At 71.0% G+C, this 12,977-nt stretch carries 9 protein-coding genes; 2 read left to right on the forward strand and 7 right to left on the reverse strand.

Translation table 11 applies throughout. The features are described 5' to 3' along the window. Window positions 1–36: 36 nt before the first annotated feature. The 3 genes from OG897_RS25230 to guaA form a co-directional block, all read right to left on the reverse strand. On the reverse strand, window positions 37–633 hold the full coding sequence (locus tag OG897_RS25230) for a hypothetical protein (protein WP_266659589.1): 597 nt from the start codon (window positions 631–633) through the stop codon (window positions 37–39). Window positions 634–682: 49 nt separating this feature from the next. Then, on the reverse strand, window positions 683–1,480 hold the full coding sequence (locus tag OG897_RS25235; RefSeq protein WP_266659591.1) for a class II aldolase/adducin family protein: 798 nt from the start codon (window positions 1,478–1,480) through the stop codon (window positions 683–685). A gap of 135 nt (window positions 1,481–1,615) precedes the next feature. Next, window positions 1,616–3,190 (reverse strand): glutamine-hydrolyzing GMP synthase, encoded by a 1,575-nt coding sequence (gene guaA / locus OG897_RS25240; RefSeq protein ID WP_266659593.1) that lies wholly within the window; start codon window positions 3,188–3,190, stop codon window positions 1,616–1,618. Window positions 3,191–3,538: 348 nt separating this feature from the next. Between guaA and OG897_RS25245 the strand changes: the two genes are divergently transcribed. Together OG897_RS25245 and OG897_RS25250 are read left to right on the forward strand one after the other, a co-directional pair. Beyond that, entirely contained in the window at window positions 3,539–3,832 is a 294-nt protein-coding gene (locus OG897_RS25245) for a chorismate mutase (RefSeq protein ID WP_266659595.1), read from the forward strand. 486 nt (window positions 3,833–4,318) lie between these two features. Further along, a complete protein-coding gene (locus OG897_RS25250; RefSeq protein WP_266659597.1) occupies window positions 4,319–5,395 on the forward strand; it encodes an LAETG motif-containing sortase-dependent surface protein in 1,077 nt (358 codons plus the stop codon). 65 nt (window positions 5,396–5,460) lie between these two features. On the opposite strand, the gene OG897_RS25255 is transcribed toward OG897_RS25250, so the two are convergent. From OG897_RS25255 to OG897_RS25270, 4 genes are all read right to left on the reverse strand, one after another. Continuing rightward, complete coding sequence (locus OG897_RS25255; protein WP_266659599.1) at window positions 5,461–7,296, reverse strand: GMC oxidoreductase; 1,836 nt, start codon at window positions 7,294–7,296, stop codon at window positions 5,461–5,463. Between the two features lie 117 nt (window positions 7,297–7,413). Then, entirely contained in the window at window positions 7,414–9,030 is a 1,617-nt protein-coding gene (locus tag OG897_RS25260) for a succinic semialdehyde dehydrogenase (protein WP_266659601.1), read from the reverse strand. Window positions 9,031–9,169: 139 nt separating this feature from the next. Continuing rightward, window positions 9,170–10,945, reverse strand: a complete 1,776-nt coding sequence (locus tag OG897_RS25265; RefSeq protein WP_266659603.1) for a serine/threonine-protein kinase — start codon at window positions 10,943–10,945, stop codon at window positions 9,170–9,172. 95 nt (window positions 10,946–11,040) lie between these two features. Continuing rightward, window positions 11,041–12,894 (reverse strand): serine/threonine-protein kinase, encoded by a 1,854-nt coding sequence (locus OG897_RS25270; protein WP_266660479.1) that lies wholly within the window; start codon window positions 12,892–12,894, stop codon window positions 11,041–11,043. Window positions 12,895–12,977: the final 83 nt, after the last annotated feature.

Raw genomic sequence — 12,977 nt, forward strand, 5'->3', positions numbered from 1 at the left:
ATTGTGCCGTACGGAGGGGCCGGGGCGCCCAGTGGTTCAGGTCGGGCGGGGTGACGGCCCCGGCAGGGGGTTGACGCGGAGGGGGCCTGCGGAGCGCAGGGCCCGGCCGCCGGAGGCCAGCAGGACGCCACCGGCGGTGAGGACCATCAGCGCGCGGGCGAGGAGGACGTCGGCGGCGCCCAGGGGGTTGTCCAGGGACTTCTGCGTGACGCCGTCGCGCTCGATCTCCAGGATGCCGACGAAGCCCAGGCTGGTGGCGTTCACGGTGTCGCCTTCGCGCACCTTCGCGGTGACCGGGCCGCTCCCCGCGAAGCGGCCCCGCGTGGTGTTGTCGCAGTCCGCGCAGGAGTCGTGGAAGTCACTGACCGGCTTCAGGTGGAGCCATGTGCCGGAGCCACCGGGCCCACCGCCCCGCTCCACGCCGACGACCCGGTACGGATCGGTGGTCAGGCAGGCGCCGTTCATGTGCAGGGAGCCCGTGTCGGGACCGCAGACGGGCGCACGGTTGGCCGCGCGCACGAAGCCCGGGTCGCCCCACCAGTGCAGGAGCGCGCCGAGGCCGACGAGCACCGTCACCGCGCCGCACGCCACCGTCGCGACGGCCACCCGGAGCGCCGCCTTCGTCCCGATCATCGGATGAACGTACCCGAGCCCCTGGCCCCTGGCCCCGGGCCCTGGCCCGTCAGGTCAGCAGCTCCGGCTCCGCCCTGCTGATCCGCCGCCACATCGACTGGTGGTTGATCCACCCGACGAGGTCCCCGCCGATCTGGTCGCGGGTCTCGACGGCCTCCTGGTGGCCGATCAGCACCGGCTTCCCGGCCGCCTTCGCGGCCAGCTGCACCTGGCAGGAGCGTTCCAGCGTGTGGAACCACCAGGCCGCCGCGTCCACCGAGTCGCCGACCGTCAGCAGCCCGTGGTTGCGCAGGATCACCGCCTTGTGGCTGCCGAGCGCACCGGCGATCCAGCGCCCTTCCGTGGGGTCCACCGCGACACCCGTGTACGCGTCGTACAGGGCGTGCGACTCGTAGAAGGCGCAGGACTCCTGGGTGATGGGATCGAGCAGCTCACCGAGCGCGGAGAAGGCGCGCCCGTGCACCGAGTGGGTGTGCGCGACGGCGACCACGTCGGGGCGCGCCTTGTGCACCTGCGCGTGCACCGTGAAGGCGGCCTGGTTGACGTGCCGTCGCCCCTGGACGACCTGGCCTTCCCCGTTGACCAGCAGCAGGTCGCTGACCGTGACGTCGGCGAAGGCGAGCCCGAAGGGGTTCACCCAGTAGCAGTCGGCGTACTCGGGGTCCCGGGCGGTGATGTGCCCGGACACGCCCTCCTCGTACCCGTACGCAGCGAAGATCCGCAGCGCGCCCGCCAGCCGCTCCTTGCGGTAGCGCCGTTCGTCCGCCGGGTCGTTGTGCACGGGCGGCATCGAGAAGTCGAGCTGGTCGAGGGGGACGGGCGGGGGCGCGGGTATCTCGGCGGTCATGGGGCGGAAGCTACCGCGTGGTACGGGCGGAGACCAGGGGTGCGGACACAGCGATGCCGCTGTCACCTCGAAGAAGGTGACAGCGGCATCGGTGCGACTACGGGTACGACTACCGGTGCGACTACCGGGTGGGATCTACTCCCACTCGATGGTGCCCGGCGGCTTGCTCGTGACGTCGAGCACGACCCGGTTGACGTCCGCCACCTCGTTGGTGATCCGCGTCGAGATCTTGGCGAGCACGTCGTACGGCATGCGCGTCCAGTCCGCCGTCATGGCGTCCTCGGAGGACACGGGGCGCAGCACGATCGGGTGGCCGTAGGTGCGGCCGTCGCCCTGCACGCCCACCGAGCGCACGTCGGCGAGCAGCACGACCGGGCACTGCCAGATCTCGCGGTCGAGACCGGCCGCCGAGAGCTCCTCGCGGGCGATGGCGTCGGCCTCGCGCAGCAGGTCCAGGCGCTCCTTGGTCACGTCACCGACGATGCGGATGCCGAGGCCGGGGCCGGGGAACGGCTGGCGCTGGACGATCTCCTCCGGGAGACCCAGCTCCTGGCCGACCATCCGGACCTCGTCCTTGAACAGCTGGCGCAGCGGCTCGACGAGCTCGAACTCGATGTCGTCGGGGAGACCGCCCACGTTGTGGTGCGACTTGATGTTCGCGGTGCCGGTGCCGCCGCCGGACTCGACGACGTCCGGGTACAGGGTGCCCTGGACCAGGAAAGCGACCGCGGGACCCTCCTCCTGGAGGATCTCCAGCTGGGCCTGCTCGAAGACGCGGATGAACTCGCGGCCGATGATCTTCCGCTTGGTCTCCGGGTCGGAGACGCCCGCCAGCGCGTCCAGGAAGCGCTTCTCGGCGTCGACGACGACCAGACGCGCGCCCGTCGCGGCGACGAAGTCCTTCTCGACCTGCTCGGTCTCGCCCTTGCGCATCAGACCGTGGTCGACGTACACGCAGGTCAGCTGGTCGCCGATGGCCTTCTGCACGAGGGCGGCGGCGACGGCGGAGTCCACGCCGCCGGACAGGCCGCAGATGGCGCGCTTGTCGCCGACCTGCTCGCGGATGAGGGCGACCTGCTCCTCGATGACGTTGCCGGTCGTCCAGGTGGGCTCGATGCCCGCGCCCCGGTACAGGAAGTGCTCCAGGACCTGCTGGCCGTGCGTGGAGTGCAGCACCTCGGGGTGGTACTGGACGCCGTAGAGCTTCTTCTCGTCGTTCTCGAAGGCGGCGACCGGCACGACGTCCGTGGACGCGGTGACCGTGAAGCCCTCGGGGGCGGCGGAGCAGGCGTCGCCGTGCGACATCCACACCGACTGCTCGTCCGGGGTGCCCTCGAAGAGCGTGGAGCCGGACCGGGTGACCTTCAGCGGCGTACGGCCGTACTCACGGGCGCCGTTGTCGTCGACGGTGCCGCCGAGCGTGGTGGCCATGATCTGGAAGCCGTAGCACATGCCGAAGACGGGCACGCCCGCCTCGAAGAGCGCACGGTCGATGGACGGGGCGCCCTCGGCGTACACCGAGGACGGACCGCCGGAGAGGATGATCGCCTTCGGGTTCTTCGCGAGCATCTCCGACACCGGCATGGTGCTCGGGACGATCTCGCTGTAGATCCGGGCCTCGCGGACACGGCGGGCGATGAGCTGGGCGTACTGCGCGCCGAAGTCGACGACGAGTACGACGTCGGGGGCGGCGGGGGGCGCTGCGGGCACGGGCGGCCTTCCGGCGGTGAAGGGGGGTCGGGAGTGTCGATTCTACCGGGGCGGGACGAGGGCCCCTGTTGGACGGCCGTACAGCCGCCGGGCCCTGGGACGGACGTCTCATCATCCGGGCCCGCGTTGGCCGGGGTGCGCGGACGGGTCCATAATGCTCCCCATGCGCTCGTACACGACCTCCGTCTTTACCTATGGCACCCGGCCCGTCCGGTTGCCACGGTCGTGCTGCTTGTAGCAACTGACAAGCGACTTCCCAGGCGCCCCGGGCCGACAGGCTCGGAGCGCTCTGTCGTTTCCGGACCTGGTGGCCGTGGCGGGTGCCTCCTTCACCCCAGGAGTACGGACATGAGCAACGCCCTCACCACGACCGAGATCACCGGGGCCCGCACCGAGGACGCGGCCGCCCTCATCACGGGTGCGCGCGAGCGCATCGACGCCCTGGACGACCGGATCATCGGGCTCGTCCAGGAGCGGATGGCCGTTTCCGCCGTCATCCAGGAGGCGCGTATGACGTCGGGCGGGCGCCGGGTGAACCTGTCGCGCGAGATGGAGGTCCTGGGCCACTACAGGGACGCCCTCGGCAAGCCCGGCACGACGCTCGCCATGACGCTGCTCGAACTGTGCCGGGGCCGCGTCTGAGGTTCCGGGCGCACGGTTGCGGGCGCGCAGGGGGGCGCGTGCGTTCCTGCGGTCACTCGTACGGCGCGTGACCGGGGCGACGGCGGCTTCGTTGGTCCCGGTGCCACGCGTGGCCCCGGTTGGGGCGTGTGACGTACGGGCTTCGGCGGTACGTCGTGGGACCTCGCCCCAGCGTGTGCGACCGGACGGCAGGGGACAGCCACAAGGTCGCCCCAGGCGGTCGGCTCCGGGGACGCCCGGAGCCGGTCGGCAGGGTTTGCTCCTTCCGCGTCCCGCCCGGCGGCATCCAGTGACGTTCACCAGCGGCATACAGCGGCACGCAGTGGCGCAGATCACGTGAGAGTTTTGCGTGTACGCGTACAACCCTTCCTGTCGATCATGGGTCTCCCTTGCGTATCGGTGGACATTGGTGCATCTCCAGCACCGTTGGCCCCTCACATCTCGTGCCACGTCCCCCAGTGGGCACGCCAGACTTTCTGAGGTCCCATGAAACTGCGCCGTTCCCTGGCCCTCGCGGCCGCCACGGCCGTCATAGCCCCCGTTTCGCTGCTGTCGGCGACTGCCGCCTTCGCGGACACCCCGGCCCCGGGCTCCACCCCCGCCGCCACGGCCTCCCCCGACCCGTCCAAGGACGGCACGAAGGCGGACGACACCGCCCCGTCCGGCGAGAAGAAGGACGAGAAGCCGGGCGACGCGGTCGCCGACAAGAAGGACGAGACCAAGCCGGGCGAGAAGCCGGACGGCAAGGTCCCGGACAAGAAGGACGAGACCAAGCCCGACAACCAGAAGGACGGCGACAAGGACGGGAAGCCCGGCAAGCCCGGCGCCACCGTCACGCCCTCCCCCTCGGTCCCCGCCAAGGGCGAGGAGGAGATCGACGAGGACTTCGACGAGGACATCCTCTGCAAGGACGTCAAGGTCGACATCCGGCTGAGCGGCGTACCCGGCAAGATCGTCGCGGGCAGCGGCTGGCACACCTTCGACCTGAGCTTCGTCAACACGTCGGGCCGCGACCTCACGAACGTCGCGTTCCTCGCCGCTGTCGCCAAGGACGCGACGGCCGAGGAGCCCTTCACCAACAAGCAGATCCAGCTCCAGGCGTACAACGAGGACGCCAAGAGCTGGGAGGCCGTCACCATCGAGGACCTGAGCGCCGGTTACGTCGGCGAGACGGACGTCTTCGAGGACGGCGCCGAGGTCAAGGTCAAGCTGCGTCTCAGCGTCAAGCAGGGCGCTCCGGCGGGCTCCGGCTTCACCTTCGGCGGCAGCATGTACTTCAACGAGGCCGAAGAGTGCCTCGGCCTCGCCGACAACTCGTACCGCTTCCAGATCGTGAAGCCCGGTACGGACACCGGCGGCACCAAGCCCCAGGAGGGCGGCAAGACCCCGCTGCCCTCGAAGAAGCCGTCCAAGCCGACCACGGCGCTGCCGCAGCTCACCGGCAACCTCGCCGAGACCGGCTCCTCGTCGCAGCTGCCGATGTTCGCCCTGGCGGGCGGCGCGGCCGTGGCGCTGGGTGCGGGCGCGATGTTCGTCGTACGCCGTAAGAAGGCGCAGGCGTAACAACGCTGGGAAGGGGGGCTGCATTCGGAGGGGGATGCAGCCCCCCTTTCGCGTGCCCGGGACCGCTACTGCCGCTTCGGCGGCACCGCGGGAACCTCCAGGAACGGCAGCCGGAGCGCGCCGAACGCCTTCTCGGGCACGGCGGGGTGCTTCGGCTCGACCGCCGGGAGACGTACGTACGCCTCACCCTGGGCCGGACGCGGGTCCGCCTCGCCCTTGTTGGGCCACAGCGACATGGCGCGTTCCGCTTGTGCGGTGATGGTGAGGGAGGGGTTCACACCGAGGTTGGCGGAGACCGCGGAACCGTCGACGACCGAGATGCCGGGGTGGCCGTAGAGGCGGTGGTACGGGTCGATGACGCCCTCGTCCGCGCTCGCGCCGATCGGGCAGCCGCCCAGGAAGTGCGCGGTGAGCGGGGTGCCCATGAGCTCGCCGATGTTGCTTCCGGCGAAGCCGTTGATCTCCCGGGCGAGGAGGGTGGCGGCGCGGGTCGCCTCGGGGATCTGCTTGGGGTTGGGCGCGCCGTGGCCCTGTCGGGCGGTGAGGAGGCCCTTTCCGATGCCGCCCGGTTTGCGGTACGTCGTCAGGGAGTTGTCGAGGGACTGCATGACGAGGCCGATGATGGTCTTCTCCGACCAGCGGTGGTTGGAGAGGGAGCGGGCCGCGAGGGTCGGGTGCCGCAGGACGTTGACGGCCCAGCCCAGCGCGCGCGGGAACTTCTCCGCGTACGGCACCTGGAGGATCGACATCGCGCCCATGGCGTTGGAGCCCCTGCCGTAGCGGACCGGCTCGATGTGGGTGTCGGCGTCCGGGTGGATCGAGGACGTGATGGCGACGCCGCGCGTGAAGTCGACCTTCTTCGAACCGGCGGAGGTGGCGAGCTGCGCGCCGTGCGCCTTGCGGTAGCGGCGGTCGGTGGTCTGGGAGCCCACCAGGGCCTCGGAGTTGGTGCGGGTCAGCTCGCCGAGCTTCGCGGAGAGGCGGGGCAGGTGGCCGCCGTCCTTCATCGTGTGCAGGAGGGTCTGGGTGCCGTACGTCCCGGCGGCGACGACGACGCGGCGGGCCCGGAAGATCTTCCGGGTGCCCTTGCGGCGGGCGTCGGTGGGGGCGGTGGCGACGCGGTAGCCGCCGTCGGGGTGGTCGGCGAGGCCGAGGACGGAGGTCATGGGGTGGATGACGGCCCCGGCCTGTTCGGCGAGGTGGAGGTAGTTCTCGTTGAGGGTGTTCTTGGCGCCGTGGCGGCAGCCGGTCATGCACTCGCCGCACTCGGTGCACCCCTTGCGAGCTGGGCCTTTGCCTCCGAAGTAGGGGTCGGGAACTTCCGCGCCCGGCTTGGACGTTGAGGTGGCATCGGCGTCCCGCCCGTCGCCGTAGAAGACGCCCACCGGGGCCAGATGGAAGGTGTCGCCCACACCCATCGCCTCGGCGGTCGCTTTCAGGTGGACGTCGGACGGGGTCATGGTCGGGTTGATGCGCACGCCCAGCATCCGCTTGGCCTGGTCGTAGTACGGAGCGAGTTCGTCCTGCCAGTCGGTGATGCCCGCCCACTGCTGGTCCTCGAAGAAGGGAGCGGGAGGTACGTAGAGGGTGTTGGCGTAGTTCAGCGAACCGCCGCCGACGCCCGCACCTGCCAGGACCATGACGTTTCCCAACAGGTGCACCCGCTGGATGCCGAAGAGGCCCAGCGCGGGAGCCCACAGGTAGTTCTTCAGGTCCCAGGAGTTCCTGGGCAGGGTACCGCGGGTGAAGCGGCGCCCGGCCTCCAGGACGCCGACGCGGTACCCCTTCTCCGTGAGCCGGAGCGCGGAGACGGCCCCGCCGAAGCCGGAGCCGACGACGATCACGTCGTAGTCGAACTCCCCGTCCGCATCCTGGTTGTGGGCAGAGCTCTCCTCGGACACGTGCACACCTCGTTCTTTTCGTTCCTTGAAAAGTGAATAGAGAGAGGCAGATCGGGGCGGGCCGGGGCGTGGCCCGACCCGCCCGACGCGCCTGACCTGCCCGACCCGCCCGAGGCGTCAGCGCAGGCGCAGTGCCTTCATCGCCTTGAGGCTGGTGGTCATGAACGCCGCGTACTTCTCGTCGTCCATCCCGAAGGACGGCGCGAGCGGGATCAGCCGCTGGTGGGCGACGGTCTGCGCCTCGGTGTACTTCAGGATGCCCTCGGAGCCGTGCCGTCGGCTCAGCCCGGACTCCTTCATGCCGCCCATGGGGGCGCGGACGCTGGCGTACGCGGGACCGTAGCCCTCGTTGATGTTGACGGTGCCGGTGCGCAGACGGGAGGCGACGGCGTGGCCGCGCTTGGCGTTCTTGGTCCAGACGCTCGAATTCAGGCCGTACGACGTCCCGTTGGCCTCCGCCACGGCCTCGTCCTCGTCGCGGAACCGGTAGATCGAGACGACCGGGCCGAAGGTCTCCTCGCCGCAGACCGCCATCGGGGTCTCGACGCCCTCCAGGATGGTCGGCTCGTAGAAGTACGGGCCGACGTCGGGGCGGGCGGTGCCCCCGGCGAGGACGGTCGCGCCCTTGTTGACGGCCTCGTCGACGTGCCGGGTGACGGTCTCCAGCTGGCGGGGGCCGACCAGGGAGCCCAGGTCCGCGCCGTACGCCAGGGAGTTGCCCAGGCGCATGGCCTTCGTCCGGGCGACGAAGCGCTGCACGAAGTCGTCGGCTATCGACTCGTGGACGTACAGCCGCTCGATGGAGATGCAGAGCTGTCCGGCGGAGGCGAAGCAGGCGCGGACGGCTCCGGCGGCGGCCTTCTCGACGTCGGCGTCCTCAAGGACCAGCATGGCGTTCTTGCCGCCGAGTTCGAGGGAGACGCCGACCAGACGCGCGCCCGCGCTCCGGGCGATCTCGCGGCCGGTGCGGGTGGAGCCGGTGAAGGAGACGTAGTCGGCGTGCTGGACGACGGCGGGGCCGACGACGGGGCCCTCGCCGAGGACGACCTGGAAGACCTCCGGCGGCAGGCCCGCCTCGACCAGCAGGTCCCGGCCCCACAGGGCGGACAGCGCGGTCTCGGTGTCGGGCTTCATCACCAGGGCGTTGCCCGCGACCAGGGCGGGCAGGCAGTCGCCGACGGACAGTTCGAAGGGGTAGTTCCACGGCGAGATCTGGCCGACGACGCCGCGCGGCTGGCGCTGCTCGGTGACCTTGGTGAGCACGGGGACGGCGCCCGTGTGCCGCTTGGGCTTCAGGTACGAGGGGGCCTGGCGGCCGTAGTGCCGGGCGGCCATCGCGACGGCCTGGATCTCCTCGTGGGCGTGCAGCCGGGCCTTGCCGGTCTCCAGCTGGATCAGGTCGAGGATCTCGGCCTGGCGCTGGAGGACGAGGTCGTGGAAGCGCAGCAGCACGGCGGCGCGCTGCTTGACGGGCAGGCCGCCCCAGGCGGGCTGGGCGGTGCGGGCCCGCTCGAAGGCCAGGGCGACGTCCTCGGGGGTGGACTCGGGGAGGTCGGCCAGCTTCTCGCCGGTGAACGGCGCGTGGCTCGCGGTCCGTCCCGAGCCGACCACGCCCCGGGTCAGCTGGGCGACCACTTCGGGAGTGACCACGTCGGCCGCGGTGCGCGCGCCGGCCGGCGCGGAGGCCAAGGGGTTGGTGCCGAGGGGTGCCGTGAGGGCCTGCGAGTCCGTCATGCGTGCGAGCGTATTGCCCGTCGGGCACTTTTGGTACCCGTCGGTAACGGCTTTTCACCGGCCTCTCACGACCATGCCAGCAGCCGCTGGCACATAGGCCCTGATCAGGGGCGCTTCCACTGATCAGAAGCGGCTGCGACTAGAGATCCAGGATCTTGAGGTACGTGGTGATGTCGTTGAACAGCTGCTCTCCCTCGGCCGCGAACCTGCCCTCCGACGGCATGGCCACGTGCAGCCGCCAGTACGCCTTCTTCTCCTCGCTGAGCAGCAGCCGCTCGTGGTACCGGTAGCGGATCGGGTCCTTCTCGGTGTCGCTGGTGCTGTACGGCGTGAAGTCGACGACCGTGTCGAAGGACTTCTTGCCCTGCCAGGTCGTGTCCGTGGTCTTGACCTCGGCCTTCTTCACGTCCAGTCCGCTCTTGCCGCCCTTGCGGTAGTACTGCGACCAGCCGGACTTGGTCGGCTTCACATCGTCGTCGTCGATGTCTTCGAGGGCGACCCGCTCGAACTTCACCTGGAACACGTTGCCCGGCTCGTAGTAGTTCTCGATCCCGGCGTCGTTGTCCTCGGCCTTCTTGTAGTCGCCCGGGAGGTACACCTCCGCAGTGACGCTCTGGAGTTCACGGTGCAGCTTCCAGCCTTCCGGCGGCCCGTCGCCCGCGAAGGGGTTCACCAGGACCACGACGAGCGCGAGGGCGAGGACGAGGACTCCGCCGAGCAGCCCGAACCGCGCCTTCTTGCTGCGCTGGAGCACCGGCGGAACCCAGTCCGACGCGCTACCCGGCCGCATCACCCGGGTCGGCGCCGACGGGGGCGGCGGGGCCTGGCCCGTCGCCTTCTCCAGCGCCTGGCGCACCTCGTCGGGGTGCGGGCGGGCCGCCGGGTCCTTGTGCAGCAGCCGCATCACCAGCGCGCCGAAGGCCCCGGAGCCCCGGGCGGGCGTCTGCGGATCGGCGGACAGCACGGCCTGGAGGGTGGCGGGAGTGTTGGAGCGGCGGTACGGCGACATTCCCTCGACCGCCGCGTAGAGCACCACGCCCAGCGACCACAGGTCGGAGGCGGGGCCAGGACGCTGGCCCAGCACCCGCTCGGGCGCGATGAATTCGGGCGAGCCGACGAACCCGCCGGTGTCGGTGAGCCCCTGCTCGCCCTCTATCTGCGCGATCCCGAAGTCGCTGAGGACCACCCGGTCGCCCTGCCCGAGCATCACGTTGTCGGGTTTGACGTCGCGGTGCAGCACGCCCGCCTGGTGGGCGGCGGTCAGCGCGCCGAGGACGGCGAGCCCGATGCGGGCCGCCTCCCGCACGTCGAGAGTGCCCTCCTGGAGCCGGTCGCCCAGCGAGTGCCCCTGGATCAGCTCCATCACGATCCACGGCTTGCCGTCCTCGACGACCACGTCGTGCATGGTCACCACGGACGGGTGCTCGATCCGGGCGGCGGCCCGCGCCTCGCGCTGCATGCGCAGGTAGACGTTGTGCCGCTGGCGCTCGGGGAGGTGGTCCGGCACGCGGGGTTCCTTCACCGCGACGTCGCGGTCCACGACCTCGTCGTGGGCCCGCCAGACCGTGCCCATGCCGCCGTGCCCGAGCCGGGAGACCAGGCGGTAGCGGCCGCCGATGGTGCGGCCCGCCTCCGGGTCGGTCAACCCGGTCGCCCGGGTGCCCTGGACGGGTACCTGGGGCGGGGTGTGCGCCGGGGGCTGCCGGGGCGTGGGCGACGGGTGGGGTCCCTGGGCCTGGGCGTACTGCTGGGACGGGTTTTCCTGGTAGGGAGAGCCGGGCCGGTACGGGGTTCCGCCCGGGTACGGGGCGCCCTGATGGTTCGTCACGCCCTGCTGCGGCGGCGGCTGTGGTGCGTTCGGCGGTCGGAGCTCGTAGCTGGTGGGCTCGTACGCCTGTCCCCCGTCGTTCGTCATGCCCACCATCCTGACGGGTGCCTTGCGCGCGGTGCCACCGGGGTGGTTGAGCGATGCAGAGCCGTGACCGTGTCAACACTCCAGCACCACGTGCCTCACTGCTTGACTTTCCAGCCCGCCTTCACGGTGTCGAAGCGCTTCTTCGTCTTCTCCCGCTCCGACTCGGGACCGATCACGTAGATCGCGTACTCGGGACCGGAATCGTCGATGTAGAGCATGTCCTTCGCGTACCGGGGGCCTGCGGCGAGGCCCTTCTCCCGGAAGGTGAACTCCAGTACGCCACTGGGGCGGTCGCGGTAGTTGTCCGGCCCCATCCGCTCCCGCTGGTATGCGGGCAGGGTCTTCCTGAGGGTCTTCTCGATCTGCGCCAGATGGTCGTTGGGGTCGCGGTAGTCGGGCGTGCGGTCCACGTTGATCCTGATGAGGTGGATCCCGCCGTCCGGCGTGTAGTCGAATGCGTTGGGGGTGGACCCCACGCGCTTCCAGCCCTTGGGCACGGGCAGACTGAACCCCTTCTCGTCCACCTCCTCCCAACCGGCGGGAAGCGCACCCTTCTTGGGCTTGTCCTTGCCGTCGGCCGGATCTTCGCCCTTGTCCCCGCCCTTGTCCTTGGCGGGATCGCCGCCGCCCTGCTGGCCCGAGGCAGTGGTCCCGCCGCCTGAGCCGGTGAAGTTCCGTTCCTGCCACTGGAGCACGCCGAAAACGGCTCCACCGCTGATGAGCGCCGCCGCCAGCACCACGAGCAGCGCCTTGCCTCGGCGCTTGTCCTGTTGCTGCGGCACCTGGACCTGCGACTGCGGCGTCGTGTGCGGCGGGAACGGCGTGTGCCCGGTCGAGGGGTGCTGGTACGCCTGCGGGTACTGCTGCGCCGCATGCGGCTGCCCGTGCTGCTGACCGGCGTGCGGCTGCCCGTGCTGCTGACCGCCGTACGACTGTCCTGTCTGCCGGCCGCCGTAGGACTGCCCCGACTGCTGGCCGCCGTACGTCTGCCCCGACTGCTGCCCGAAGGCCGATGCGTTCCCCGTCCCGGGGCCCGGCCCCGGCGGGGGGCCCGGCAGCGCGGTGGTCGGCGGGACCGGTACGGCGGAACGGAGTTCGTCCTCCGGGACGTGCCGCGTCGACACGTACGCCTGCGCCTCGCGCGAGCTGCGTCCCGCCCGCGCCTCCCGCAGCATCCGCTCCGTCTCGGCGGCCGTCGGACGCTCGTCGGGCTCCTTGCGCAACAGTGCGCTGATCACGGGCGCGAGGGCCCCCGCGTTGTACGACGGCGACGGCTCCTCGGCGACCACCGCCTGCATCGTGCTGATCGGCGACGTCCGGCGGAACGGCGAGCGCTCCTCGACCGCCGTGTACAGCGTCGCGCCCAGCGCCCACAGGTCGGAGGCGGGCCCCGGTTCCTCGCCCCGGATGCGCTCGGGGGCCAAGTAGTCCAGGGAGCCGACCAGTTCGCCGGTCCTGGTGATCGTCGAGTCGCCCTCGATGGCGGCGATCCCGAAGTCGGTCAGCAGCACCCGGCCGTCCTTGGCCAGCATCACGTTGCCCGGCTTGACGTCCCGGTGCAGCACGCCGACCTGGTGCGCGGCCCGCAGCGCGCCGAGGACCTGGAGCCCGATGCGGGCCCCCTCCTCCGGGGAGACGCTGCCGGTCTCCTTGAGCGCGTCCGCGAGGGAGGGCCCGTCGACGTACTCCATGACGATCCACGGGCGGTCGTCGTGGTCCAGCACGTCGTGCACGGTGACGACGCCCGGGTGGTTGATCCGGGCGGCGGCCCGCGCCTCCTTCTGCGTACGGGCGTGCAGGACCGCCCGGTCGGCCTCGGCCGCGTACAGACCGGCCCGCAACTCCTTGATGGCGACGGTGCGGTGCAGCACTTCGTCCCTGGCCCGCCAGACGCGGCCCATGCCACCGCTGCCGAGGACGTCGCCCAGCCGGTAGCGCCCGGCGAGCAGTTCGCCCGTCTGTGTCCCGCTGCCGCCCGCGCCGTCCGTCGCGTGCCTGCCGCCGCCTGCGTTCTCCACGATCCAGCCCACCG

Origin of the sequence: Streptomyces sp. NBC_00237 (assembly GCF_026342435.1) — a bacterium.
Classification (GTDB): Bacteria; Actinomycetota; Actinomycetes; order Streptomycetales; family Streptomycetaceae; genus Streptomyces.